This window comes from Actinophytocola sediminis (genome assembly GCF_054779715.1).
This window is the reverse complement of record NZ_BAAGXS010000077.1, coordinates 1-25965: the sequence shown is the minus strand read 5'-3', so window position 1 is coordinate 25965 and position 25965 is coordinate 1. Positions and strand designations below refer to the sequence as shown.

Genomic DNA, 25965 nt, shown 5'->3' with positions numbered 1-25965 from the left:
GCCGGCCGCGTCGGGCAGGATGACCACATGCGCGACATCGGCATCCTCCTGTTCGAGAACGTCGAGGAACTCGACGCGGTCGGCCCGTGGGAAGTGCTCGCCTACTGGTGCCAGCGCTTCCCCGAGGACGGTTGGGCGGTGCACACGCTGTCCCGCGACGGCGGCGTCGTGCGCTGTGCCAAGGGAATGGACATCCTCGCCCAACACTCCTTCGCCGACGCGCCGCCGAGCGAGATCCTCATCCACCCCGGCGGCCGGGGCACCCGCCCGCTGCTCACCGACGAGGACCACCTCGACTGGGTGCGCGCCCAACGGCGGACCGTGCCGCTGATGGCCAGCGTGTGCACCGGCTCGATGGTCTACGCGGCCGCCGGCCTGCTCACCGGCCGGCCGGCGACCAGCCACTGGTCGGTACTCGACGAGCTGCGCCGGCTCGACCCGACCATCGACGTCCGCGACGACGACCGGTTCGTCGACGACGGGGACGTGCTGACCTCGGCCGGTATCTCGGCGGGCATCGACATGGCGCTGCACATCGTCGCGCGCTTCAGCGGGACCGATCGCGCCCGTGCCGTTCGGCGCGGAATCCAGTACGACCCCCAGCCGCCGGTCTGAACCGGCGGTATAACCAGGATGTGCGCTACGTACGGCTGGGAACGTCGGGGCTGAAGGTGTCGCCGGTCTGCCTCGGCATGATGAGCTACGGCGATCCGCGACGACGCGCCTGGTATCTCGACGAACAGGCCGCCGAGCCGATCGTCGCCCGCGCCGTCGAGACCGGGGTCAACTTCTTCGACACCGCCGACATGTACTCCGACGGCCTCACCGAACAGATCACCGGCAACCTGCTCGGCCGGCTGTTCGCCAACCGCGACGACTACGTGCTGGCCACCAAGGTCTACTTCCCGACCGGCCCCGGCCCCAACGACAGGGGCCTGTCGCGCAAACACATCCTGGCCGCCATCGACGGCTCGCTGCGCCGGCTGGGCACCGACCACGTCGACCTGTACCAGGTGCACCGCTGGGACGACGAGACGCCGATCGAGGAGACCCTCGAGGCGCTGCACGACGTGGTGCGGGCCGGCAAGGCGCGCTACCTCGGCGCGTCGACCATGCCCGCGTGGAAGTTCGCCAAGGTCCAACACCTCGCGCGGGCCAACGGCTGGACCAGGCTGGTGTCCATGCAGCCCTACTACAACCTGCTCTACCGCGAGGAGGAGCGGGAGATGCTGCCGCTGTGCGTCGACGAGGGCGTCGGGGTCATCCCGTGGAGCCCGCTGGCCCGCGGCATGCTCGCCGGCACCCGCGACCGCGGCGGCGTGCGCAACACGACCCGTGCCGGCGTGGACTTCTTCGCCGACGAGCTCTACACCGACGACGACTTCGACGTGGTGGACGCGACCCGCGCGGTGGCCGCCGACCGGGGCGTGCCGCCCGCCCAGATCGCGCTGGCCTGGCTGCGGGGCCACCCGGCGGTCGCGGCGCCGATCATCGGCGCGACCAGGCCGGGGCACATCGACGACGCGGTCGCCTCGGCCGAGCTGACGCTGACCGCCGAGGAGCGGACCCGGCTGGCCGCGCCCTACCGGCCGCACGAGGTCATGCCGAAGAGCTGATCTCGTCCACGTGGCGGATGTTGGCCAGGTCGGACTCGTCGGCGCTCGGCGTGCCGGCGAACCAGCCGTCGAGGATCTCGGTCAGCTGCGGGGCGCTGGTCAGGCGCAACGACAGGGCGAGCACGTTCGCGTCGTTCCACTGGCGGGCGCCGTGCGCGGTCTGCGCGTCGACACACAGCGCGGCGCGCACCCCGGCGACCTTGTTGGCCGCGATGGACGCGCCCGTCCCGGTCCAGCAGGCCACGATCGCCTGCTCGGCTCGACCGGCCGCGACGTCGCGGGCGGCGGCCTCGCTCGCCCACGCCCAGTCGGCGCGCTCGGCGTCGTTGAGCGCGCCGTGCGGCAGTGGTTCGTGGCCCCGGCGGCGAAGCTCCTCGACGATGGCCTCGGCGACTCCGACCCGCTCGTCGGCGGCGACTGCGATCCTCATGTCGTCGAGGTTCCCACATCCGCCACACGATCGGGCGTTACCGGTGAGTTGCCCTGCCGTTGCCGACACCGGCCGGTCCACTGTGGAAGCATGAGAACCTTCCGCCTCGGCGGCATGCTGCTCGCCGTCGTTTCCCTGCTGTTCCTCGCGGCCACCTCTGCCACCGCCTCCCCGGCCCAGTCCGCGCCGACCGACAGGGAAGAGTCGTCCCTCACCCTGATGGTCTGGGGCCCCGACACCACGTCCGCCGGCGCCGAACTGCGCTGCAACCCGCCCGGCGGCGACCACCCCGACCCACTGACCGCCTGCGACGCGCTCACCGCCGCGAACGGCGACTTCACCCATCTGGCCAGCGGCGCGTTCTACGTCTGCACGATGGAACTACGCCAGGTCACGGCCATCGCCGTTGGCACCTGGGAAGGCCAGACCGTGCGCTGGCACCAGCAGTACAGCAACCCGTGCGTGCTGCGCGCGGAGACCGGCACGGTGTTCGACCTGGCTACGCAGCCAAGTCAGTGACGTGCAGGCCGCCGGCGTGCACGAAACCCAGATCGCCGGTGCGCAGGTAGTTGTCGGTCGACCCGCGTAGCCGCGCGCAGAACGTGCGCTCGCTCGCCTCCGGCTTGCCGAGGTAGCCCACCGCCACGTTCGGCCCGGAAACCCAGATCTCGCCCGCGGTTCCGTCCGGGCACCGGGTGGCGGTGAGCGGGTCGACGATGACGATGTCGAGTTCGTCGCCTGCCCGACCCCGGTCGAGCACCGGCTGGCCGGGCGAGCGTGGCCGTGCCGGACGCCCGGGAGCGAGACTGTCCGCGTCGAACGACGTGGCCGCGGGCGCCCGGCGACCGGTGACCAGGGCGGTCGCCTCGGTCAGCCAGTAGCAGGCGAACAGTGCCCGACGCCGGAAACCGTTACCCGCGAGGCGATTGGCGAACCGGTCCATTGTGGCCGGTGCCGCGTCGGTGAACGCCACGTCCCATGTGGACAGATCGAGGCCGGCGAGCTCGTCGGCCGACAGGTCCGCGCACCCATCGAGTGCCGCGTCCGGCCCACCGCTGATCCTGGCCTGCCGGTCGGCGATCAGCCGCAGCCAGCGCTCCGGCCGGGCGCGGAACTCGTGCGGGTCGAGCAGGGTTGCCGGGCTGCCGGTGAAGATCGGGTGCAGGATGCCGGCGGTCAGGCCCATGTCCTGGTGGGGCGGCGACCCGCTCACCACCCGCGCGTCCCGGTCCGCGCCGAACACGCTGGCGACCTGCCGGCAGCCGGCGAGCAGGTTCGCGTGCGACACCATCACCCCGTGCGGTTCCCGGGAGATCGGCGAATACCGCAGCAGTGCCAACGTGTCCGGCCCGATCTCCGGCCGGCGCCACGCGCTCGCCGGGGCCGCCATCAGGTCCGTTGTGGACAGTGTGGGCACCCCGCCGGGCAGGTCGGTCGCCGTACCGGGCGGCACGATCGCGGCGGCGGCCGCCGCGTCGGCGAGCACCGCGGCCCTGGCGGCCGACAACGGCCCGGCCAGCGGGGGCAGCGGTACGGCCACCGCGCCCGCGTACAGGCAGCCGAGCAGCACCGCGACGTAGTCCAACCCGGACGGGAGCAGGACCAGGATCCGTTGGCCGGCAAGGCCGTGACCGGTCAGCGTGGCGCCGATGGTGCGGGCGCGGGTGTCCAGGTCGGCGTAGCCGAGGAACGACGTCGTGCCCCGGTCGACATACTCGAAGCCGATATCGGCTGACTCGGCCGCCCGCTCACCGAGCACGTCGACGAATGTCGAGGCCATGCCGCTCCCTTCACCCCTGGTCGAGTTTCGCTCGGCCATGACATCGCGCCCGTCTCGAACCAGGCTCGAGACCCGCTCAGCTGACCTGGACGATGCGCACCGAGACCACCAGCGCTGTTTCATCTTTGACTTATATAAGGCTGGCCCGTTACCGTGGGTGGCGTGCATGCCTTCGACGTTCTCGGCGATCCGGTCCGCCGCCGGATCCTCGAACTCCTGGTCGACGGCGAACGGGCGGCCGGCGAGGTCGCGGCCGTGGTGCGGGCGGAGTTCGGCATCACCCAGCCCGCCGTGTCCCAGCACCTGAAGGTGCTCCGCGAGCACGGCTTCGCCAGCGTCCGCGCCGAGGGCACCCGCCGGCTGTACGCGGTCGACCCGGAACCGCTGCGCGAGGCCGACCAGTGGCTGGCGAACTTCCGCCGGTTCTGGACCCCGCACCTGGACGCGCTGGCCACCGAGATCGCCCGCGGCAAACGCGAACGGCGCACCCAGGGTGAGCACCCCGACCGCTAGCGCGGGGTCTGTCCCTGCCCGTCGATGACCGCCGTGGACACGGACTCGGAGAACTCGCGGGTGCCGACGAACTCCCCGGTGTCCACGTAGGCGTCGAACAGCCGCCCGAACTCGGCCACCGGATCGGGTCCGCCCAGATACGGGCGGTCCCGCTGCGCCGGCTCGTCGTCGGGCGGCTGTCCTGGGGTCAACGTCCGCACATCAGCTGTTACCCGATGACCCGTCGGGCGTTCACGGCTACCGCGAGAGCAGTTGCGCGCAGCGGATCAGGCCGAGGTGGGAGTAGGCCTGCGGGTGGTTGCCGAGCGAGCGTTCGGCGACCGGGTCGTACTCCTCGGGCAGCAGCCCGGTCGGCCCGGCGGCGTCGACGATCTGCGCGAACAGGTCCTCCGCCTCGGTGCGCCTGCCGGTCAGCAGGTACGCCTCGATCATCCACGCCGCGCACAGGTGGAAGCCGCCCTCGTTGCCGGGCAGCCCGTCGTCGCGGTGGTAGCGGTAGACCGTCGAGCCGCTGCGCAGCTCCGCCTCGGTCGCGGTGACCGTGGCGTGGAAGCGCTCGTCGCTCGGGTCGAGCAGGCCGACCATGCCGATCAGCAGCGTCGCGGCATCCAGGTCGGTGCCGTCGTAGGCGGTGGTGAACGAGCGGACCTCGTTGTTCCAGCCCTTGGTCAGCACGTCCTGCGCGATCTGGTCGCGCAGGCCCGGCCAGGTCGGGTCGACGTCCCGGTCGTAGGCCTCGGCCAGCTTGACCGCGCGGTCGATCGTGAGCCAGCACATGACCTTCGAGTACACGTGGTGGCGCGGTCGATGCCGCTCCTCCCAGATGCCGTGGTCTGGCTCGTGCCAGCGGCGGGCGACCGCCTCGGCCATCGCGCAGACCATCCGCCAGTCGTCGTCGGTGACCTTGCCGCGTGCCTCGGACAGCGCGGCCACCAGGTCGACGACCGGGCCGAACACGTCCAGCTGCACCTGCTGGTTGGCCAGGTTGCCGACGCGCACCGGCCGCGAACCGGCGTACCCCGGCAGGGTGTCGATCACAGCTTCGGCCGGCAGCGTGGTGCCGGCGATGGTGTACAGCGGGTGCAGCAGCTCCGGGCCGGGCAGGGTGGTGAGCACGCCGTGCAACCAGTTCAGGAAGCCCTCGGCCTCGCCCGTCGAGCCGACCGACACCAGCGCCTTCGCGGTCATCGCGCCGTCGCGCAGCCAGCAGTAGCGGTAGTCCCAGTTGCGGATGCCGCCGAGCTCCTCTGGCAGCGAGGTGGTGGCCGCCGCCATGATCGCGCCGGTCTCCGAGTGGCACAGGCCGCGCAGGGTGAGCGCGGAGCGGGCGACCAGGTCCTTCTCCACCGGCGGCAGGGTCAGCCCGTCGAGCCACTCGGTCCAGTACGCGGCCGAGCGGGCAGCGCGCTCGGGCTCCGGCACCTCGTGCGGGTCGAGGTCGTTGGTGCCACAGCGCAGTTCCAGCACGATCGGCCGCTCCGGCGTCGGGTGCACGACCGCGCGGGCGGTGTCGTGCATGCCGTCGGAGGTGACCTCCCAGGTGATGCCGGGGGCGCGCAACGCGACCGGGTCGGAGGTGCCGAGCACCCGCAGCCCCTCCGGTGACTGGATCAGGCGCACCTGGACCTGGGCGAACTCCGGGCGCGGCGCGAACTCCACGACCGCGGGGGCGTTGCCGGAGATGACCCGCACCAGGTCGGTGCGGTGCGGCAGGGAGTAATGGTCGAGGTAGTCGGTGACCAGCAGGCCCGACCACCGGGTCTCGACGGTCATCGAGCCGGACAGGTAGCGCTGGCCGAGCGGCAGCCCACCGCGTTCCGGGGTGATGGCGAAGTTGCCGGCGGACTGGCCGCCGAGCAGGTCGGCGAACACCGCGGCCGAGTCGGGCTCCGGGTGGCACAGCCAGGTCAGCCGGGCGTCGGGGGTGAGCAGGGCGACCGAGCGTTCGCTGGCGAGCATGGTCAGCCGCTCGATCGGCGGGGCCTGCTCGCCGTAGAGCCAGTTGCGCCGCTCCTCGAGGAGGAACGCGAGCACCATGGCGACCTCGGCCGGGTCGGCGATGTGGAACCCGGCGAGGGTCTCCCCCGGGCCGACCTTGATGCCGAGGTCCGGGCCGGACAGCCGGGCGAAGGCCTTCTCGTCGGTGACGTCGTCGCCGACGAACACGGCCGCGGTGGCGCCGACCTGGTGGCGCAGGATGTCCAGCGCCTTGCCCTTGTCGGTCTGCACCACGGCCAGCTCGATGACCTCCTTGCCCTCGGTCACCTGCACACCGCCCCAGGTGCACGGACCGGAGCGGACGGCCTCGTTGACCCGGTCGCCGACCGCCCGCTCGGCGCGCCGGGTGTGCACGGCGACGCTGGCCGGCTTGACCTCGAGGTGGACACCCACCTCGCCGGAGACGATCCGCTCCAGCTCGGTCTCCATGCGGCGGTGCAGATCGCGGGCGCTCTCATCGAGCGCGTGCACGAAGCCGATGTCAAACTCGGATCCGTGGCTACCGACCAGATGCACTTCGGAGGGCAGGCGGGACAGCGTGGCGAGGTCGCGCAGCGCCCGGCCGGAGATCACCGCGGTGGTGGTCTCGTGCAGCCCGGCAAGCGAACGCAACGCGCCGACCGACTCGTTCATCGGCCTGGCCTGTTCCGGGTTCTCGACGATCGGCGCCAGGGTGCCGTCGTAGTCGCAGGCGACCAGTAGCCGGGGCGTGCGGGCGATCTGGACGATCGCTCGGCGCAGCTCGGCGGAAAGGGCCTCAGCGGTCATGGCGCGTCCCTCGGCTTTCGCGCAGGGGTTCAACGGTCACGGACGTTCGACTCTCTCGCAAAGGGGTGGGTGCGCGAGCACATCACCGGAGGCTGGCACACTGCGGCAGAGCCGAACTGTATCGCCCGTCAAAGACGACGATCCGCGGCGGCTGCCGTCGCGATGTGCTCCCGTGTCCCCAACGGCAGGAACAGGTCATGACGACACCGCGCACGGTATCGCGGCCACGTAAACACCACGTCGATCTCATGCGGGTGGTGACCTTCGCCTGTGTGGTCCTGGTACACACGGTTGGCACCGTGGTGTTCCTGACCACCGTCCCCGGCGGCGGTCTCGCGTACCTCATGCATTACACGAGATACGCCTTCGTCGCCATCACCGGTTTCGTGCTCTTCCTCGGCTACTACCGCCGTGACGAGGGCATCCTGCCGTTCTACCGGCGACGTTTCGGCCTGGTGGTGCTGCCGTACCTGTTGTGGTCGGGGGTGTACCTGTCGCTGATCGTGGCGACCACCGAGTGGCGCGGGGTCCTGGGTACGGCCAAGTGGGTCGTGGAGAACGTCGTCTACGGCTCGAGCTGGTTCCACCTGTACTTCCTGTTGATCTCGATGCAGATCTACCTCCTGTTCCCGGTGTTGCGCTGGGTCGTGCGCCGGACCGAGGGCCACCACGGGAAGTTGTTCGCCGGGGCCTGGGTCGTGCAGTTGGGCTACATGGCGCTGGTGACCTGGGTGCCGGCGCTGCCGGGCTGGTTCGGCTGGATGCTCTGGGGCCGCAGCTTCACCCTGTTGCCGATGTACATCGGGTTCGCGGTCATCGGCGCGCTGGCCGCGGTGCACTACGAGCGGATGCACGCCTGGGTGCTGGCGCATCTGCGACTGCTCGCCATGATCGCGGCCGCCGGCCTCGCCGCCACCGGGGTGATCTTCTACGTGCGGGTCTACGAGCTGGGCACGCCGCCCCAGGCGGCGGCCATGGCCGTGCACCCGGTGCAGGTGGTACCCGCGTTGGCGATGATCGTGGGGCTGTACGTGGTCGGCTCGATGTGGTTGTCCCGCAGGAAGGACACCGACCTGCTGGCGAAGGTGGTCGACGCGGGTTCGGTGCGCGCGTTCGGGGTCTACGCGGTGCACCCGCTCGCCATCTGGCTGCTCGGCCAGTGGTTCACCCCGGAGCTGTTCGCGCTGATCCCGTACACCCTGATCCGGGTGCCGCTGCTGCTGCTCGCGGTGTACCTGCTCTCGCTGGTGATCGTCGAGGTGCTGCTGCGCTCGCCGTTGGCCAAGCAGCTCGTGGCCAGGGACCGGATGCCGATCCGGCCCCGCCGCCGGCTCGCCCCCACGAGCCAGCCGGCCGAGTCAGTCCAGCAGCACGGGTAACCGGTCGAGGCCGTAGACGATGGAGACCTTGCGGTAGTCGAGGTACTCGGCCGGGGTGGCCAGGCGCATCGTCGGGAAGCGGCGGACCAGCGCCGGGTAGGCGGCCCGCAGCTCCATCCTGGCCAGCTCGGCGCCGATGCAGCGGTGGACGCCGTGGGCGAAGGCCAGGTGCGAGGTGGCCGGCCTGGTCGGGTCGACGACCTCCAGGTTGTCGCCGAGCTTGGGGTCGCGGTTGGCGCCGGACAGGGAGACGATCATGACGTCGCCCTCCGAGATCCGCTTGCCGGCAAGTTCGAGATCCTCGCGGGCGAACCTCGGGAAGGCCACCTGGACCACCGTGAGGTAGCGCAGGAGCTCCTCGACGAAGTTGTGGATCGCGGCGTCGTCGTCGTGGACGAGCCTGAAGGCCTTGTCGTCCTGGAGCAGCACCAGCGCGCCGAGGGCCAGCATGCTGGCCGTGGTCTCGAAGCCACCGGTCAGCACGCCGTCGGCGAGGCCGGCCAGCTCGGAGTCGTCGACCTGGTCGCCGTGCTCCTTGATGATCATGCCGAGCAGCCCGTCGCCCGGCTGCTCGCGCTGCTTCTTGACCACGTCGCGCAGGTAGTCGAGCGACTCGCTGATCGCGCCGAGCGAGGCCGTCGCACCGCTGAACAGGTCGAAGCGGGCCATCGACAGGTGCTGGAAGTCGCGGCGCTCCTCGTAGGGGACGCCGAGCAGCTCGCAGATCACCAGCGACGGGATCGGCAGCGCGAAGTGCTCAACCAGGTCGACCGGGCCGTCGGCGGCGGCCATCACGTCCAGCTGCTGGTCGACGATGGCCTTGATGCCCGGGGTGAGCCGGGCGAGCCGGCGCATGGTGAACTCCGGCGTCAGCAGCTTGCGCAGCCGGGTGTGCTCCGGCGGGTCGGCGAAGCCGAGACCGCCAGGGCTGTGGCTCTCCGACGCGCCGTGCTTGCCGAGGTTGGCGAAGTCGTTGCTGTAGCCCTTCGAGTTGGCGAGGACGGCCTTGGCCTCCTCGTACCCGCTGACCAGCCAGACGTTCACCCCGAACGGGATGTTGATCTTGCTGACGGGTTCTCGGTCCCGCACCTCACCCAGCTCCGGCACCGGATCGAGACCGTCGCGCCGCAGGCTCATCAACGCCGAGTCCGGCAACATGGCCATCTTCGACAGATCGAACCCCTTGCGCTGTGCACGGGCCAGATACCAGCGGGTCACCAACCCGACAAGCCGATCCTTAAGCTTCATGACAACCCCCTAACTCCCGTAGTTCGCGAGACTAGACCGATTCCGACGCTACGAGCGTCGGGGGCAGGGCACTACGGGGTTTACCCCAATATCATCCTGATGTTTTCCGCATCCTCATCCTCGCGGCCTTCCCGTTCAGATAGCGCCGCTCCGGCAGGCTGACCGTGCGCCGCGCGGCCAGCTCGTAGTGCACGCGGGCCTGGTCGCGTTCGCCCGCCAACTCAAGCAGGTGCCCGCGAACCGCGTCGAGCCGGTGGTGCCCAACGATCCTCTTGTCCTGTGCCAGCTCGTCGAGCAGATCCAGCCCAGCCCGCGGACCGTGCACCATAGCGGTGGCCACCGCCCGGTTCAGCGTGACCATCGGGTTGGGCGCGATCCGGTCGAGGATCCCGTACAACACCAGGATCTGCGCCCAGTCGGTGTCCCGGTCGCCGCTCGACTCGGCGTGCACCGCCGCGATCGCGGCCTGCAGCAGGTACGGGCCGAGTCCCGCGGTCGCCAGCGTCCGCGCGACCAGCTCGGTACCCTCCGCGATCAGCTCCTGGTCCCAGCGGTCGCGGTCCTGTTCGGCCAACGGCACCAGCCCGCCGTCGGGCGCCACCCTGGCCGCCCGGCGGGCGTCGGTGAGCACCATCAGCGCGAGCAGGCCGGCCACCTCGCCGTCGGCCGGCAGCAGCCGGTGGACCTGCCTGGTCAGCCGGATCGCCTCGGTCGTCAGCTCGACCCGCTGCAGGTCGGGCCCGGAGGTCGCGGTGTAGCCCTCGTTGAAGATCAGGTACAGCACGTGCAGCACGACCGCGAGCCGCTCGGTGCGCTCCGGGCCGGCCGGCATGGTGAACGTGGCACCCGCCTGTCTGATCTTCTGCTTGGCGCGGCTGATCCGCTGGGCCATCGTCGACTCCGGCACCAGGAACGCGCCGGCGATCTCGTCGGTGGTCAGCCCGCCGACCGCGCGCAGGGTCAGCGCCAGCTGCGATGGCGCGGAGACCGCCGGATGGCAGCACAGGAACAGCAGGGTGAGGGTGTCGTCGGTGTCCTGGCGCGCGAACTCGTCGGCCGGGTCGGGCGACATCAGCTCGTGGTAGGGCCGCGTGACCGTCTCCTCCCGCCTGCGCCGGGCGGACTCGCTGCGCCACAGGTCGGTCAGCCGCCTGCCGGCGACCGTGACCAGCCAGCCGGCCGGCTCGCTCGGCACGCCATCGACCGGCCACTGGGTCGCCGCGGCGAGCAGCGCCTCCTGGACGGCGTCCTCGCAGGCGTCGAACTGGCCGTGCCGGCGGACGAGCACGGCGAGAACCCGCGGCGCGAGCTCGCGCAGCAGGTTCTCGACACGCTCCGTACTCATGGGCAACGCGGCGGTCAGCCCTCGAACCCGGCCGAGAACATCACCGGGCGCACCTCGACGGCCATCCCAGCCACCGATGTGTCCGGAATCATGCCGGCGAGCTCGACGGCCCGCCGCTGGTCCTCGCAGTCGACCAGATAGAAGCCGCCCATGTACTCCTTGGCCTCGAGAAACGGGCCGTCGGTCACCGCCGGCTGAGCGCCGGTGCCACGCAGAGTGGTCGAGTTGGCCGGATCGGCGAGCGCCTGAGTGCCGATGAACTCGCCGGACTCCTTGGTGACCCGCATGAACTCCTCGTGCCCGGTCATGATCATGTTGTGCTCCTCCTCGGTCAACGCCGCCAGCACAGCCGGGTTGACCTGCATGATCAGCAAGTACTTCATGTCACTCTCCTCGATGTGCGTATCCGGTTCGTGAGGAAGTCGGACCCGCCGGCCGGCACTCGACATCGTGCTCGCCCGCGACCGCCGGCAAACTGTGTCACCGCACACTTCGGCTCGGAACCGGCGGTGGCGGCGTGTTAGACACGCCCGGGTGTTTTCGAGCGTGAGTAGGTGATCTACATGCGGGTTCGTCGGCTGGAGCGGTTCGCGCACCGGCTGTTGGACCGGTTGCACGACCAGGTCGGCGCCGGCCTCGTCGCGGCCGGGCACACGCCTGGGCTGGCGGCCGAGGTCGACCAGCACACGGCGGCGGTACGCGACATTCTCAGCATCGGGGTCGAGGGCACGGGGGTGGCCGGCCCGGTACTGCTCGCCGGCTACGCCCAGGGTGTGCTCGACCACGTGCGGGAGCGGGGCGACCAGCTCCGGGTGCCCGACGACCGGGACGGCTGGGCCAGGGCCGACTGGATCAGCGTGCGGCTGGTCGCGGTGTGCGCGCTGGCCAAGGACCTGCGTACCGGTCTGCCGGTGCCCTCGGTCGACGGCCTGCCCTCACTGGCCTGACCCGGCAATGCCCTGAATGAGGCATTGGCGACGTTCAACGTCCCGAATGGGGCATTCAAGGCATTGGCCCTTGCCGGTACGGACAAGCGGCGACGGCCGGGGCTGATGCCGCCGGCCGTCGCCTGCTGTCTCGTCACCTCAGTGGGCGTGTCTGTCGTTGTCCCTGGTCAGCGATCACGCGGACGCAGGTTGGGCGGCTTGTCCGGCGGCGGTGGCATCCGCCCGGTGGTACCGGTGGAGCTGGTACCGGTGGAGCTGGTACCGGTGCTGCCGGTGGTAGTGCCGCCTGACGGCCTGCCCTCCGGTGCCGCGTGTGCCGCGTGGTGCTGGCCGGAACCGCCGCTCCTGGCCTGACCGGCACGCACCGAGGTGCGCTCACCGCTCTGCTGGGAACCCGAACCGGAGGTCGACCGGCGCGCGTCCTCGCGGCCACGTTGGTAGGCGTCGGTCGCCGCCGCCTTGGCCTGCGGGACCTCGTCCTCTGCCCGGTCGAGCCACCGGTCCCAGCGGCTCTGCATCGGGCGCACCAGACCACCACCGACACCGACGATCGCGATACCGGCGACGATGGCGAGCACGGTGATCAGCACCGGCATGGTGACCGCGGTGGCCACGCCGATCTGGTTCAGCGCCGCGATGATGCCGAGACCCCAGATGAACACCGAGGCCAGGGTGCCGAGCAGCGGCCCGTAGGACAGCCCGCCGAGCGCGTTGGTGATCAGGTCCTTGACCGCCTTGGCGATCGCACCCGCCACCACCACGATCACGATGGCGACCACGGCCAGCGGCAGCCACGCGACCACCGCGGTGAGCATCGCGCTGACCGGGTTCGGGCCGAAGACACTGAACGCGATCTGCAGCGCGATCAACAGGATCGCGTAGTAGACCAGCTTCGCGATGATGTCCGAGGCGTCGTACTTGCTCTTCTCCAGCATGCGTTTGATGCCACCGCGTTCGACCACGCGGTCGAAGCCGACTCGTTCGAGCACCTTGTCGACGAGTTTCGCGACGGCTTTCGCGATGATCCACCCGATGACCAGGACCACCAGGAACCCGATGAGCTTCGGAACGAACGTCGCGACGGAGTTCCAGGCGTCCGAGAACCCCTGACTGAGGTTTTGCCCGTAGTCCATAGCCGCGAGCGCGGGTGCTGACGACACAGTCACCGCCCCCTTTCCGGCGAGACCGGCACGACCCCAACGGACGTGCGCGTTGATCAGGACTTCCCCGGGGCCCGTAGGCCACACCTGATGTACCCCGAAAGGGGGATGACGCGCTGGTGGAGCCGCTGACAGGACTTGAACCCGCAACCGTTCGCTTACAAGGCGAGTGCTCTACCGATTGAGCTACAGCGGCCCGGCCACGCAAGGTGGCCGGTGCTCATCGTAGGTCACGTGGTCGACGCCACGTGCACACGCCATAACACTGAACCTGCCCAGGTCGATGCCCCCTGGGATAACGTCGAAACTCGCGCCGAGCTTGGAGGTGACAGCGGTGTGGTTCACGCAGCGGAACCGGTCCGCTCGTGTACACGACCAGCCAAGGTTTCTCCGCGAGAGACGAACCGACCAGCAGGTCCCCGCGGTCCAGGGTCCGGCGCCGCCGGACGAGGCGACCGTCCACTTCGTACTCGATCTGGCGGTGCGGATCGGCGAGGTGCAGATGTCCTCCGGCGCGGGCGCCTCCGACGCGACGGCCACCATCATCGCCGTGGCCAACGCGTACGGGTTGCCGCACTGCGAGGTCGACGTGATCTTCACGTCCATCACCGTGACCTGTCACCGCGGCGTCGACTACCCGCCGATCACCTCGCTGCGGGTGGTCCGCACGCGCAGCCTCGACTACACCCGGCTGGCGCTGGTCGAGCAGTTGGTCCGGGACATCACCCGCGGCCGGGTGCCGGTGCGGGCGGCGCACATCGAGCTCAACAAGCTGACCAACGCGCCCCACCCCTACCCACGCTGGCTGGCCACCGCGGCCTACGCCGGCATGGCCGCCGCGATCACCGTGATGATCGGCGGCGAGCCGGTCATGGCGCTGTTCGCGGCCTTGATCACCGCGGTGATCGACCGGGTCGGCAGGCTGCTCAACCGGCGCGCGCTGCCGTTCTTCTTCCAACAGGTCGTCGGTGGCGCGCTGGCCACCGGTGGCGCGCTCGCCCTGGTCGCGAGCGGCATCCTGCCCGACGAGGTGCGCCCGACGATGGCGGTCGCCGCGTCGATCACCGTGCTGCTGTCCGGGCTGTCGCTGGTCTCGACCGTGCAGGACGCCATCACCGGCTACAACGTCACCGCGGCCGGGCGCACCATAGAGGTCTCGATGATGACCGCCGGGCTGATCGCCGGGGTGGTGCTCGCGCTGAACGTCGCGGTCAGACTCGGCCTGCCGCCCCAGGCGCTGGCCGAGCCGGTCACCCCCTCGGCGCTGCTGCTGCCGCTGCAGACGGTGGCCGGCGCGGCTGCGGCCGGCTGCTTCGCCCTGGCCAGCTACGCCACCCCGCGCGCGGTGCTGGTCGCCGCGGTGGCCGGGGCCACCGGTGCCGGCGGCTACAGCCTGCTGACCCTCGGCGGCTTCGGCCAGATCGCGTCCTCGGCCATCGCGGCGACCGCGATCGGCTTCGCCGGCGGCCTGATCTCCCGGCGGCTGCGCATCCCGCCGCTGGTGGTCGCGGTGGCCGGCATGGTGCCGCTGCTGCCGGGGCTCACCACCTACCGGGCGCTGTTCGAGATGGCCGTCGAGCGGACGCTGACCGGACTGCCGACCCTGATGTTCGCCGCGTCGATCGCGCTGGCGCTGGCCGCGGGCGTGGTGCTCGGCGAGTACCTGGCGCAGCCGGTGCGCTACGGCCTCGGCCGGCTGGAGCGCCGGCTGTCCGGACCCCGGCTCGCCGGGCCGCTGCGGCCGACCAGGCGGCGGTTGGAGTAACCGTGCTTTCTAGTGATACCAACGGCCATATCACCCAATACCGTGCGAACTTGACTAATCTCGAACGTTGACGGGGTTTCGAGGGAGGCACGCGCGGCGTGACGACTGACAGCACGACCGACCTGCCCGACGGTGGCGACGCCGACTTCATCGTGGTCGCCAACCGGCTACCGGTCGACCTTGAGCGGTTGCCGGACGGGACCGAGCGGTGGAAACACAGTCCCGGCGGCCTGGTGAGCGCCCTGGAGCCGTTCCTGCGCGCGCACAGCGGCGCCTGGGTCGGCTGGCCGGGCGTGCCGGACGTCAAGGTGGAGAAGTTCGCCGACGACGGCATCTGGCTGCACCCGGTGACGCTGAGCAGCGACGAGGTCCGCGACTACTACGAGGGCTTCTCCAACGCCACGCTGTGGCCGCTCTACCACGACGTGGTCGCCACCCCGGTCTTCGACCGGGACTGGTGGGAGGCCTACGTGCGGGTGAACCGGCGCTTCGCCGAGGCGTGCGCCCAGATCGCCGCGCCGGGGGCGGTGATCTGGGTTCAGGACTACCAGCTCCAGCTGGTGCCGGCGATGCTCCGCGACCTGCGCCCGGACCTGCGTATCGGCTTCTTCCTGCACATCCCGTTCCCACCGACGGAGCTGTTCATGCAGCTCCCCTGGCGTGCGGAGATCATCCGTGGGCTGCTCGGCGCCGATCTGGTCGGCTTCCACCGGCCGGGTGGCGCGCAGAACTACCTGTGGCTGGCCCGCCGGCTGATCGGCCTCGAGCCAAGCCGAGGGGCCGTCGGGGTGCGTACCCGGCCCGGTGTGGTGCAGGTCGGCGACCGCTCGGTGCGTGTCGGCGCGTTCCCGATCTCGATCGACTCCCCCGGCCTGGACACCATGGCCAGAAGCCGGGAGGTCATCCAGCGGGCCAGACAGATCCGCGCCGACCTCGGCAACCCGCGCAAGATCATCCTGGGCGTGGACCGGCTGGACTACACCAAGGGCATCGACCTGCGGCTCTACGCGCTGCAGGAGTTGTTGGAGCAGGGCAGGGTCGACCCGGCCGAGGTCGTGATGGTCCAGCTGGCCACCCCGAGCCGGGAGCGGGTCGAGCACTACCAGCGGATGCGCGGCGAGATCGAGCAGGTGGTCAGCCGGATCAACGGCGAGTTCGCCAGGGTCGGCCGGCCGGTGGTGCACTACCTGCACCAGTCGATCAACCGCAAGGAGCTGGTGGCGTTCTTCTCCGCGGCCGACGTGATGCTGGTGACCCCGGTCCGCGACGGCATGAACCTGGTCTGCAAGGAGTACGTCGCCTGCCGCCACGACCTCGGCGGCGCGCTGGTGCTGTCCGAGTTCGCCGGCGCCGCGGCCGAGCTGACCAGCGCGTTCCTGGTCAACCCGCACGACCTGGACGGGGTGAAGAACGCCATGCACGCCGCGCTGACCCTCGACCCGGCCGAGGGCAGGCGGCGGATGCGCGCCCTGCGCCGCCAGGTGTTGACCCACGACGTCGACCGCTGGGCGAGGTCGTTCCTGGAGGCGCTCCAGCCGGCCAGCCAGCAGGACGCCGTCACGTAGCGACCGTCAGCTAGGAACCTCGGCCACCTCGTAGAGGGCGCGCAACGCCGCCCCGATGTTCGGCGTGACGATGGCCTGGATGCCCGGCGGGATGACCCCGGCGTCCGGGGGCACCAGCGCCCTGGTGAACCCCAGCCGGGCCGCCTCGGCCAGCCGGTTCTTGACCCCGGACACCCGCCGCACCTCCCCGGCGAGGCCGACCTCGCCGAGCACCACCAGGTCGGCCGGCAGCGCGATGTCCTTGGCCGCCGAGGCGACGGCGAGCGCGAGCGCCAGGTCGGCGGCCGGCTCGTGGATCCGCATCCCGCCGACGGTGGCGGTGAACACGTCGTGGTCGGCGAGCCGGATCCCGCCGCGACGCTCCAGCACCGCGAGCGCCATCGCGACCCTGGCCGAGTCCAGCCCGCTGACCGCCCGCCGGGGCGCGGGCAGCGCCGACTTGGACACCAGCGCCTGCACCTCGCCGGGCAGCGGCCGTTTGCCCTCGACCGCGACGGTGACCGCGGTGCCGGCGACCCCGGTCTCCCGTTTGTTGAGGAACAGGCCGGACGGGTCGGTCACGCCGAGGATGCCCTCGTCGACCAGCTCGAAGCAGCCGACCTCGTCGGCCGGGCCGAACCGGTTCTTCACCCCGCGCACCATGCGCAGCGAGGTGTGCCGGTCGCCCTCGAAGTGCAGCACGACGTCGACCAGGTGTTCCAGCACACGCGGGCCGGCGATGGCGCCGTCCTTGGTGACGTGCCCGACCAGCACGACCGGCAGCCCGCGCTCCTTGGCCAGCGCGACCAGCGCGGCGGTGACCGCGCGTACCTGGGTCACCCCGCCCGGGGTGCCGTCGACCTCGGCGGTCCCGAGCGTCTGCACCGAGTCGACCACCAGCAGGCCCGGTTTGACCGCGTCGACATGGCCGAAGACCGCGCCGATGTCGTTCTCGGCGGCCAGGTACATCGCGTCGTGCACGTTGCCGGTCCGTTCGGCGCGCAACCGCACCTGGCCGGCGGACTCCTCACCGGTCACGTACAGCGACGGGCTCGCGCCACCGTCCCTGGCCGCCCACTGGTAGGCCACCTCGAGCAGCAATGTCGACTTGCCGACTCCTGGTTCGCCGGCGAGCAGCACCACCGCGCCGGGCACCAGGCCGCCACCGAGGACCCGGTCGAGCTCGGAGACCCCGGTCAGGCTGGCCCTGGCGGTCTCGACATCGACCTCGGCGATCCGCCTGGCCGGCGTGGCCGGCGCGCCGGCGGCGATCTTGGCCATCACGGCCCGGTTGGGGACACCGACCTCTTCGAGCGTGCCCCAGGCCTGGCACTCCTGACACCGGCCGAACCACTTGGCGGACTCGTGTCCGCATTCGGCACAGCGGTATCCGGGCTTGTTCGCACGCGTGTTCTTGGCCACGGCGACAACCTACGGCCGGGCACCGACAGTCGGGGGGAGGCGGTCAGTGACCGCTGTCCTCCCCGTCGTCGGTCGGGTCCGGGCGCGAGGTCGTCGGCGTGGCGATCGGCAGGTTCACCGTGATCTGGCCGGCGTTGGCGAAGACGAACGTGACCGGGACGTTGCGACCCGGCGGCAGGTCCTGGACCAGCCCGGTGAGCACGATGCTCATCCGGCCGATCTCGGTCTCCAGCTCGGCGCTCTCGGTGGCCGACGGCGACTCGCTGGCCGACGGCGGCGCGGACGGGTCGGTGGCGTCGGTCTCCGAGGACTCCGAGGTCTCCGGCGTCGAGGTGTCCGACGGCGCCGACGACTCGGTGGTCTCGGTCGACTCGTCCGGCACGACCACGTGCAGCGACGTCCTGCCCGGCAACGATGGGTCGCCGATCAGCTCGACCTCCCTGGCCGCCGGGCTGGACACCGAGACCAGCTCGTCGGCCGCGTCGCCGGTGTTGACGATCGTGAGCACCAGCGGGGCGTCGTCGTCCTCGCGGTAGTCGCCGGACTCCGGGTAGGCGAGCAGCGTGTCGCGCAGGGCGATGTCGCCGACGTCGCCCCGGTTGCCGTTGACCGCGGGTTCGATCGAGTCGGTCTGGGTGACCTGTCCCGCCGAGCACCCGACGAGCAGGGCCGAGAGGGAAACGGCCACCGCCGGCACGATCCTGCGCAGCGTTCCGGTCGAACGACTCACCATCGCGGTCCTTCCTCGGGCATGCCTACTCACGCGGAAGAGTAGCGGGACGCACCGACACCTCGATCGAGTGGTCTCCCAGTCGCCCCAACCGAGTTCGCTTATTTCCCGTCCTAAGTAGATCAGCGGTGGCGCACAGCACATTCCTCAACAGAGATGGTCGAGCACGCCTGGAGCGGGTTTGTCAAGCCCTAGAACCAATGCTCACGCATGGGCTGACCTGCGGTAACAGATCACGGGTCGGATACACCCCCACGTCCGAGCGTGTTAAGATGGAGTCAGCGAAAGGGGCAGAGGACACATGGTTTTCAAGGTCGGAGAGACCGTCGTCTACCCGCACCACGGTGCCGCACTCATCGAAGCAATCGAGACCCGAGTGATCAAGGGCGAGGAAAAGAAGTACCTCGTCCTCAAGGTCGCTCAGGGTGACCTCACTGTACGCGTTCCCGCTGACAACGCCGAGATCGTCGGTGTTCGGGATGTCGTCGGCCAGGAAGGTCTCAACCGAGTCTTCGATGTTCTGCGTGCTCCTCACACCGAGGAGCCGACCAACTGGTCCCGGCGGTACAAGGCCAACCTCGAGAAACTCGCCTCCGGCGATGTGAACAAGGTGGCCGAAGTGGTGCGCGACCTCTGGCGGCGCGAGAAGGATCGCGGATTGTCCGCCGGCGAGAAGCGCATGCTCGCGAAGGCACGGCAGATCCTCGTCAGTGAGTTGGCGCTGGCCGAGGGCACGGATGAGGGCAAGGCCGAGGTCATCCTCGACGAGGTCCTCGCCACGGCATCCGTCTAGCCGCCCTGAGCAACAACCGAATCAAGTCCGACGACCCGGCGTTGTCGGCATCGACCGTCGCGCTCGTTCCCGCCGCTGGCAGGGGCGAGCGTCTCGGCGTCAAGGGCCCCACAGCACTGGTGCCGGTCAACGGGGTGCCCCTCGTCGTCCACGCCGTACGCCGCCTGCACGCCGCGGGTTGTGTGCGGCGTGTCGTCGTCGCTGCCCCGGCGTCGGCCACCGACGCTGTGCGCGCGGCCCTGGGCGAGGCCGGCCTGGACGCGCTCGTGGTATCCGGCGGCGCCGACCGTACCGAGTCCGTGCGCCGCGCGTTGGACGCCGCGCTCGGCGAGTCGCCGAGGACGACGGCCGTGCTCGTGCACGACCTCGCCAGAGCGTTCACCCCGCCCGAGCTGATCCGTGCGGTCGCCGCCGAGGTGGCCGCCGGCGCGCGGGCGGTCGTGCCGGTGCTCCCGGTCACGGACACCGTCAAGCGAGTGGACGCGGCCGAGAACGTCACCGCAACCGTGGACCGCACGGCCCTGCGCGTCGTGCAGGGCCCGCAGGGCTTCGCGGTCGAGGAGCTGCGCGGGCGGACCGATGCCGCGGTGTCGACCGTGCCCGGGCATCCTGCCGCCATGAAGATCACCACCGCGTTCGATCTGACCGTGGCCGGCGCCCTGTTCGGGGTGCCGGCATGACCCCCAGAGTCGGCATCGGCACCGACGTGCACCCGATCGAGCCCGGCCGGGAGTGCTGGCTGGCCGGGTTGCGCTGGGAGGACGTCGACGGCTGCGCCGGACACTCCGACGGCGACGTCGCCGCGCACGCACTGTGCGACGCGCTGCTGTCCGCGGCCGGTCTCGGCGACCTCGGCGCGGTGTTCGGCACCGGCGACCCACGCTGGGCCGGCGCGCACGGGGTAGCGCTGCTCACCGAGGTGCGGGCCAGGCTGGACGCCGCCGGCTACCGGGTCGGCAACGCCGCGGTCCAGGTCATCGGCAACGCGCCGCGGATCGGCACCCGGCGGACGGAGGCCGAGCGGACGCTGTCCGAGGCCGTCGGCGGGCCGGTGTCGGTGTCGGGCACGACCACCGACGGGCTCGGCCTGACCGGCCGGGGCGAGGGTGTCGCGGCGGTGGCCACCGCCTGTGTCCTACCACGCGGCTAGGCTCTCTGGGGCCGCGCCACCTCCGCGCCCGCCCGACGAGTCCTGACGAGGAAGACACCGTGAGCCTGCATCTGTACGACAGCGCGAGCCGTCGCGCGCGGGAGTTCACCACCGTGCGGCCTGGGGCGGCGTCGATCTACGTGTGTGGACCGACTCCGCAGGGTCCGCCGCACATCGGCCACGTGCGCAGCGCGCTGAACTACGACGTGCTCGGCCGCTGGCTGCGCCACGCCGGGCTCGAGGTCACGCTGGTGCGCAACGTCACCGACATCGACGACAAGATCCTGCGCAAGGCCGCCGAGCAGAACGTGCCGTGGTGGCAGTGGTCGGCGACCTTCGAGCGCGCGTTCGACGAGGCCTACGAGGTGCTCGGGGTGCTGCCGGCCTCGATCGCGCCGCGCGCCACCGGGCACGTCACGCAGATGGTCGAGCTGATGGGACGGCTGATCGACGACGGGCACGCCTACGCCGCGGCCGGTGACGTGTACTTCGCGGTCGGCACCTATGCCGAGTACGGCGCGCTGTCCGGCCAGAAACTCGACGAGGTCCAGCAGGGCGAGTCGGCGGGCGATGGCAAACGCGACCCGCGCGACTTCACGCTGTGGAAGCGCGCGCGCCCCGGTGAGCCCTCGTGGCCGACGCCGTGGGGGCCGGGTCGGCCGGGTTGGCACCTGGAGTGCTCGGCGATGGCGCTGACCTACCTCGGGGCCGAGTTCGATGTCCACGGCGGCGGGCTGGACCTGGTGTTCCCACATCACGAGAACGAGTTGGCGCAGTCGCGGGCGGCCGGCTACGGGTTCGCCCGGTTCTGGATGCACAACGGGCTGGTCGGGCTGGCCGGCGAGAAGATGTCGAAGTCGCTCGGCAACGTGGTGTCGATCCCGGCGCTGTGCGCGCGGTACCGGCCGCAGGAGCTGCGCTACCACCTGGTGGCGCCGCACTACCGGTCGACCATCGAGTTCTCCGAGGCCGCGCTCGACGAGTCGGTGCGTGCCTTCCAGCGGATCGAGTCGTTCGTGCACCGGGTGGCGCAGCGAGCCGGCGCGGTGGCTCCCGGCGAGGTCGGGGCCGAGTTCGCCGCGGCGATGGACGACGACCTCGGCACGCCGGCCGCGTTGGCGGTCGTGCACAACACCGTGCGCCACGGCTTCACCGCGCTGGACGCCGGCGGCGAAGTGACGGCCAGGGCGGCGGCCGCCGTCGTCCGCGCCCAGACCGCGGTGCTCGGCCTGGACCCGTTGTCGGACAAGTGGTCCTCGGCGTCGGTGGCGGACTCGAAGGCCGCCGCGGCGGTCGACTCGCTGGTCGGCGAGCAGCTGGCGGCCCGCCAGCTGGCCAGGGCGGAGCGCGACTTCGCCGCCGCCGACACGATCCGGGACCGGTTGCTGGCCGCCGGCATCACCGTCGAGGACACCCCCGACGGTCCACAATGGACATTTAAGGACAGCTGACGTGGCTGGAAACTCCAAGCGCCGGGGCGCGATCCGCAAGACCGGCACCAAGAAGGGCGCGGTCATCGGCTCCGGCGGACAGCGCGCGAAAAGCCTGGAGGGCAGGGGCCCGACCCCGAAGGCCACCATCCGCCCAGGCCATCCCGCACAGCGCCGCGCCGCCGCCCAGGCGAAGTCGGCCCAACGCCGCTCGAAGGACAAGCCGACGGCCGAGCTGGTCGCCGGCCGCAACCCGGTGGTGGAGTGCCTACGCGCCGACGTGCCCGCGACCGCGCTGTACGTGCAGCTGGGAGTGGACGCCGACGACCGGGTGACCGAGGCGGTACGGCTGGCCGCCGACCGCGGCATCTCGGTGCTCGAGGTCGGCAAGCCCGAGCTGGACCGGCTCACCGGCGGCGCGCTGCACCAGGGCCTGTCGCTGCAGATGCCGCCCTTCGAGTACGCCCACCCCGACGAGTTGCTCGAGGCGGCGGCCGAGTCGTCCGAGCCCGCGCTGCTGGTGGCACTGGACGGCGTGACCGACCCGAGAAACCTCGGCGCGGTGATCCGCTCGGCGGCCGCCTTCGGCGCCAACGGGGTGCTGTTGCCCCAACGACGCAGCGCCGGCGTGACCGCGGTGGCGTGGCGAACGTCAGCCGGCACGGCGGCCAAGATCCCGGTAGCACTGGCGACGAACCTCACGCGCACCCTCCGGGCCTACGCCGAGGAGGGCATGATGATCGTCGGCCTCGACGCCGACGGCACCGTCGACGTCGACGGCCTGGCGCTGGCGACCTCACCCCTGGTCGTGGTGATCGGCTCCGAGGGCCGCGGCCTGTCCCGCCTGGTCCGCGAGACCTGCGACGAGACGGTGTCGATCCCGATGGCGGCCGGGGTCGAGTCGCTGAACGCGTCGGTGGCCGCGGGCGTGGTACTGGCCGAGGTGGCACGGCGCCGGCGGGTGGCCGGGCGAGTGTAGGGGCCTTTATGGCTGAGACGACCGAACCACTCGGATAGGGTCCAGAGGTCCTTTTCGGGGGAGGTTGAGGTCACCGGATGTCGTTCGCCAGCCCGCTGTTCCTGTGGATCTTCATTCCACTGGTGCTGGCGCTCGTGCTGCTGGCCCCGCGTGGGTGGCGCAACGGCATCGTCGCGATCTCCAGCCTGACGTTCTACGCCGTGGGCGCCGGCCCAACGACGGTCCTGCTGTTCGTCTGCATGGTGGTCAACTTCCTGGCCGGCCAAGCACTGGAACCGGACGACTGGGCACTGGCCAAGCGACGCAAGCGCGGGCTGCTGATCGCGGTGATCGTGTTCGACGTGGCGACGCTGGTGGTGTGGAAGTACGCGGGCTTCCTGACCGAGCAGCTGGACGGGTTCGCCAACCTGTTCGGTGGCGACTTCCCGGTGGTGCACCTGCTGTTGCCGATCGGCATCTCGTTCTACACGTTCCACAACATCTCCTACGTCGTGGACATCTATCGCGGCGAGCGCCCGGCGCTGCGCCAGCCCGTGGCGTACGCGACGTACATCTCGATGTTTCCGCAGCTGATCGCCGGCCCGATCGTGCGGTACCGGGAGATCGCCGACCAGCTCCCGCAGGCACGCACGCACCGCCTCGACGACGTGGCCGCGGGGTTCCCGAGGTTCGCGCTGGGCCTGTGCAAGAAAGTGATCATCGCCGACTCCCTGAGCCCGGTGGTGGAGGCGTGCTTCACGACCCCGAACGACGAGATGACGTTCGCGGTGGCGTGGCTGGGGGCGTTGACGTACACGCTGCAGCTGTACTTCGACTTCTCCGGCTACTCGGACATGGCGATCGGCCTTGGCCGGATGCTGGGGTTCCGCCTGCCGGAGAACTTCGCCCGGCCGTACTCGTCGGTGACGGTGACGGAGTTCTGGCGGCGGTGGCACATGTCGCTGTCGAGGTGGTTCCGGGACTACGTGTACATCCCGTTGGGCGGCAACCGGCACGGGAGCGCGAAGACGTACCGGAACCTGTCGATCGTGTTCGTGCTGACGGGCTTCTGGCACGGGGCGAACTGGACGTATCTGGTGTGGGGCATTTATCACGGAGCGCTACTGATCATCGAACGCGGCTACCAGCTCGACGACGCGCCGACGTCCCGTGCGGGAGTGATCGGCCGCCGTGCGCTGACGTTCGTGCTCGTGGTGGTCGGCTGGGTGTTCTTCCGGTCGACGGACCTGGCGCAGGCGCTGACGATGATCGGGAACATGCTGCTACCGGACTTCACCGGAGTGACCGACGTCGTCGGAGAGGCGTTCACGAACCAGCGCGTGCTGATCCTGCTGGCGGCGTTGGTCATCGTGTTCATGCCAGCCCACCCAGTGACCGGACCGATGCTGGAGTCCTCCCAGAGCATTCCCGCGACCGTCCTACGCGTCACCGTGATGACCGCCGGCCTGTTCTACGCCGCCGTCCTCATCGCAGCCGGCACGTTCAGCCCATTCCTGTACTACCAGTTCTGATCGCAGGCCCGGCCCCTTCTCGGAGCCGGGCCTCTTTCATGCCTCTGACCTGGGTGAATACTGCTCGACGTTTCTCGCCGCTCCCCGACCTCTGACGGCCCGGAGACGGCCTGATCTTGTGCTGCCTAGACGTCCCCCGCTCCCTCGTAGAGGCCGTCACGTAGCGCCCGGGTATCGGTGTCAAGAGTGGTCGCTTGCGGCCATCGTGTCAGCGACGCGGAGCGCTCTTGATGCCGATGCCCCGGCGTTAGACGATTGAGGCCGAGGGAGCCGCGCCCGTGGCTCTGTGGCTCTGTGGTTCCTCGCGCCGCCGGTGGTGGCACTCCCGTCGCGGGCCGTGGACTGCGCCGCGCAGGCCGGCGGCGTGAGCGGAGCGGAAGCCGCCCGTGCCGCGATGGATGCAGACCACGCTTCCAACGCGACGGGCACAGCGCGCCGCCACCGGCGACGCGCCCTGATCCTATAGAGTCAAGTTCTGCACATCGCCTGAACGCCTGACAGCTACGCTTTGCCAAAGCTGGGCTGGATGGACAGCGACGCCTTTGACTAAGATACGTAATCGCTACGGTCGACCATGACCTCAGTCATCGGAACCAAGTGGTATTCCTCAACCCACTCCTCTCCTGACAATGGCGACCATGACGGAGAATTATGGAGAAAAAGTGAATACCGACCGCTATCGTTTATCTCGCCAATTTGCGCCTTAATCTCTACCAGTTGACCCTTTGCCGTCTCGCTCAGATCATTCAGGTCCACAAGGACACGACGCGCTTTTGCGGAGGTTCGGTCGTGTTGAATCCACTCGATGTCATCGCTAGCGCTAAATATTGCCAGGATACTAGCGTGATCAGCGTCCGGAACGCGTTCGATGTCATTAGCGTCTTGACGAAGCCTTCTCCAGCATTCGCGCCACCGCCCAAATGTTTCCTGCCATGGCGGCTCGTTCGGATCATCTAATATTGCGGTAAATCGCCTTGTCCACAACCCGCGCCTACTAATCTCTTCACGAGTGAGAAGCGCAAGACAGGTTCGTGGATATCGGGACACATTCCGCGCGTTTCCGAGAACGTCTACGAAATGATCCACAAGTCCATCCAAGCTCTTCAGTGCCAGCTCAGCCTCGTCATATGTTGGCAAATAGGCGCCGTGAACAGCCCGATTTCTGAGGTTTCCGACATTAACATGCCAGCCCTTCAGTAGTCCCGCTCGCGTCAAGTCCCATACTCCACCTAGTCGAATCTGGAATTCACGTTTGACTCTATTGGACAGCTTGCCATGCCAATTCGTGGCCGCAATCTCGGGCGTGAGTTTTTCTTCCCACATCAAATAAAGAAGCATCGTGTCTAAGAAAGATTCTGCAGATACGGCTGCAAATACAACTGTCGCACGCATGTCTCCGTTGCCGAAGAAGGCCGAGAGCGCCTCGCGCCGCAGGTCCCTGTACGCCAGCAATGGCG

At 70.0% G+C, this 25965-nt stretch carries 25 protein-coding genes and 1 tRNA gene; 14 read left to right on the top strand and 12 right to left on the bottom strand.

What is annotated here, in order from left to right; genetic code table 11:
* Positions 1-27 precede the first annotated feature (27 nt).
* Both ACYVIP_RS35120 and ACYVIP_RS35115 read left to right on the top strand, forming a co-directional pair.
* Entirely contained in the window at positions 28-615 is a 588-nt protein-coding gene (locus ACYVIP_RS35120; RefSeq protein WP_460404332.1) for a DJ-1/PfpI family protein, read from the top strand.
* 20 nt (positions 616-635) lie between these two features.
* The gene (locus ACYVIP_RS35115; RefSeq protein WP_460404330.1) at positions 636-1616 is read left to right on the top strand and encodes an aldo/keto reductase; all 981 of its coding nucleotides are present in this window, start codon (positions 636-638) and stop codon (positions 1614-1616) included.
* On the opposite strand, the gene ACYVIP_RS35110 is transcribed toward ACYVIP_RS35115, so the two are convergent.
* The gene (locus tag ACYVIP_RS35110; RefSeq protein WP_460404328.1) at positions 1600-2046 is read right to left on the bottom strand and encodes an RpiB/LacA/LacB family sugar-phosphate isomerase; all 447 of its coding nucleotides are present in this window, start codon (positions 2044-2046) and stop codon (positions 1600-1602) included. The genes ACYVIP_RS35115 and ACYVIP_RS35110 overlap by 17 nt on opposite strands.
* A 90-nt stretch (positions 2047-2136) precedes the next feature.
* Here ACYVIP_RS35110 and ACYVIP_RS35105 point away from each other — a divergent pair, with 90 nt between their 5' ends.
* Positions 2137-2565: an SSI family serine proteinase inhibitor gene (locus ACYVIP_RS35105; RefSeq protein WP_460404326.1), complete on the top strand. Its 429-nt coding sequence runs from the start codon at positions 2137-2139 to the stop codon at positions 2563-2565.
* Here the strand turns inward: ACYVIP_RS35105 and ACYVIP_RS35100 are convergent.
* Positions 2546-3826 carry an AMP-binding protein gene (locus tag ACYVIP_RS35100; protein WP_460404324.1) on the bottom strand — a complete coding sequence of 427 codons (1281 nt, stop codon included), beginning with the start codon at positions 3824-3826 and terminating at the stop codon, positions 2546-2548. The two genes, ACYVIP_RS35105 and ACYVIP_RS35100, sit on opposite strands and share 20 nt — an antisense overlap.
* 162 nt (positions 3827-3988) lie before the next feature.
* Here ACYVIP_RS35100 and ACYVIP_RS35095 point away from each other — a divergent pair, with 162 nt between their 5' ends.
* Complete coding sequence (locus ACYVIP_RS35095; protein WP_460404322.1) at positions 3989-4339, top strand: ArsR/SmtB family transcription factor; 351 nt, start codon at positions 3989-3991, stop codon at positions 4337-4339.
* Here the strand turns inward: ACYVIP_RS35095 and ACYVIP_RS35090 are convergent.
* Together ACYVIP_RS35090 and otsB are read right to left on the bottom strand one after the other, a co-directional pair.
* A complete protein-coding gene (locus ACYVIP_RS35090; protein ID WP_460404320.1) occupies positions 4336-4530 on the bottom strand; it encodes a hypothetical protein in 195 nt (64 codons plus the stop codon). The genes ACYVIP_RS35095 and ACYVIP_RS35090 overlap by 4 nt on opposite strands.
* A gap of 46 nt (positions 4531-4576) precedes the next feature.
* On the bottom strand, positions 4577-7105 hold the full coding sequence (gene otsB / locus ACYVIP_RS35085) for a trehalose-phosphatase (RefSeq protein WP_460404318.1): 2529 nt from the start codon (positions 7103-7105) through the stop codon (positions 4577-4579).
* A gap of 197 nt (positions 7106-7302) precedes the next feature.
* On the opposite strand from otsB, the gene ACYVIP_RS35080 reads away from it, so the two are divergent.
* On the top strand, positions 7303-8484 hold the full coding sequence (locus ACYVIP_RS35080; RefSeq protein ID WP_460404316.1) for an acyltransferase: 1182 nt from the start codon (positions 7303-7305) through the stop codon (positions 8482-8484).
* Here the strand turns inward: ACYVIP_RS35080 and ACYVIP_RS35075 are convergent.
* The 3 genes from ACYVIP_RS35075 to ACYVIP_RS35065 all read right to left on the bottom strand — a co-directional run bounded on the left by ACYVIP_RS35075 (position 8464) and on the right by ACYVIP_RS35065 (position 11460).
* Positions 8464-9732 (bottom strand): cytochrome P450, encoded by a 1269-nt coding sequence (locus ACYVIP_RS35075; protein ID WP_460404314.1) that lies wholly within the window; start codon positions 9730-9732, stop codon positions 8464-8466. The two genes, ACYVIP_RS35080 and ACYVIP_RS35075, sit on opposite strands and share 21 nt — an antisense overlap.
* Positions 9733-9823: 91 nt before the next feature.
* On the bottom strand, positions 9824-11077 hold the full coding sequence (locus ACYVIP_RS35070; RefSeq protein WP_460404312.1) for an RNA polymerase sigma factor: 1254 nt from the start codon (positions 11075-11077) through the stop codon (positions 9824-9826).
* A 14-nt stretch (positions 11078-11091) separates the two neighbouring features.
* Positions 11092-11460, bottom strand: a complete 369-nt coding sequence (locus ACYVIP_RS35065) for a YciI family protein (RefSeq protein WP_460404310.1) — start codon at positions 11458-11460, stop codon at positions 11092-11094.
* 180 nt (positions 11461-11640) lie between these two features.
* Here ACYVIP_RS35065 and ACYVIP_RS35060 point away from each other — a divergent pair, with 180 nt between their 5' ends.
* Positions 11641-12024 (top strand): DUF6401 family natural product biosynthesis protein, encoded by a 384-nt coding sequence (locus ACYVIP_RS35060; protein WP_460404308.1) that lies wholly within the window; start codon positions 11641-11643, stop codon positions 12022-12024.
* 167 nt (positions 12025-12191) lie between these two features.
* On the opposite strand, the gene ACYVIP_RS35055 is transcribed toward ACYVIP_RS35060, so the two are convergent.
* Positions 12192-13157, bottom strand: a complete 966-nt coding sequence (locus ACYVIP_RS35055; RefSeq protein WP_460404306.1) for a membrane protein — start codon at positions 13155-13157, stop codon at positions 12192-12194.
* Positions 13158-13304: 147 nt separating this feature from the next.
* Positions 13305-13380: transfer RNA gene (locus ACYVIP_RS35050), tRNA-Thr, on the bottom strand.
* A gap of 87 nt (positions 13381-13467) precedes the next feature.
* Between ACYVIP_RS35050 and ACYVIP_RS35045 the strand changes: the two genes are divergently transcribed.
* Entirely contained in the window at positions 13468-14949 is a 1482-nt protein-coding gene (locus ACYVIP_RS35045) for a threonine/serine exporter family protein (protein WP_460404304.1), read from the top strand.
* 98 nt (positions 14950-15047) lie between these two features.
* Complete coding sequence (locus ACYVIP_RS35040) at positions 15048-16514, top strand: alpha,alpha-trehalose-phosphate synthase (UDP-forming) (RefSeq protein WP_460404302.1); 1467 nt, start codon at positions 15048-15050, stop codon at positions 16512-16514.
* Between the two features lie 6 nt (positions 16515-16520).
* On the opposite strand, the gene radA is transcribed toward ACYVIP_RS35040, so the two are convergent.
* Positions 16521-17915, bottom strand: a complete 1395-nt coding sequence (gene radA / locus ACYVIP_RS35035; protein WP_460404300.1) for a DNA repair protein RadA — start codon at positions 17913-17915, stop codon at positions 16521-16523.
* 43 nt (positions 17916-17958) lie between these two features.
* Positions 17959-18648 (bottom strand): copper chaperone PCu(A)C, encoded by a 690-nt coding sequence (locus ACYVIP_RS35030; RefSeq protein ID WP_460404298.1) that lies wholly within the window; start codon positions 18646-18648, stop codon positions 17959-17961.
* Between the two features lie 298 nt (positions 18649-18946).
* On the opposite strand from ACYVIP_RS35030, the gene ACYVIP_RS35025 reads away from it, so the two are divergent.
* The 6 genes from ACYVIP_RS35025 (at position 18947) to ACYVIP_RS35000 (ending at position 24508) form a co-directional block, all read left to right on the top strand.
* On the top strand, positions 18947-19438 hold the full coding sequence (locus tag ACYVIP_RS35025) for a CarD family transcriptional regulator (RefSeq protein WP_075129788.1): 492 nt from the start codon (positions 18947-18949) through the stop codon (positions 19436-19438).
* Between the two features lie 41 nt (positions 19439-19479).
* The gene (locus tag ACYVIP_RS35020; protein WP_460404296.1) at positions 19480-20118 is read left to right on the top strand and encodes an IspD/TarI family cytidylyltransferase; all 639 of its coding nucleotides are present in this window, start codon (positions 19480-19482) and stop codon (positions 20116-20118) included.
* Positions 20115-20588 (top strand): 2-C-methyl-D-erythritol 2,4-cyclodiphosphate synthase, encoded by a 474-nt coding sequence (gene ispF, locus ACYVIP_RS35015; RefSeq protein WP_460404294.1) that lies wholly within the window; start codon positions 20115-20117, stop codon positions 20586-20588. Before ACYVIP_RS35020 ends, ispF begins: the two co-directional genes overlap by 4 nt.
* 59 nt (positions 20589-20647) lie before the next feature.
* Complete coding sequence (gene cysS / locus ACYVIP_RS35010) at positions 20648-22039, top strand: cysteine--tRNA ligase (RefSeq protein WP_460404292.1); 1392 nt, start codon at positions 20648-20650, stop codon at positions 22037-22039.
* A gap of 1 nt (position 22040) precedes the next feature.
* Complete coding sequence (rlmB, locus tag ACYVIP_RS35005; RefSeq protein ID WP_460404290.1) at positions 22041-22997, top strand: 23S rRNA (guanosine(2251)-2'-O)-methyltransferase RlmB; 957 nt, start codon at positions 22041-22043, stop codon at positions 22995-22997.
* Positions 22998-23074: 77 nt separating this feature from the next.
* On the top strand, positions 23075-24508 hold the full coding sequence (locus ACYVIP_RS35000; protein ID WP_460404288.1) for an MBOAT family O-acyltransferase: 1434 nt from the start codon (positions 23075-23077) through the stop codon (positions 24506-24508).
* Between the two features lie 546 nt (positions 24509-25054).
* Here ACYVIP_RS35000 and ACYVIP_RS34995 read toward each other — a convergent pair.
* Positions 25055-25965 (bottom strand): hypothetical protein (locus ACYVIP_RS34995; RefSeq protein WP_460404286.1); only part of this gene is annotated, 911 nt, incomplete at its 5' end.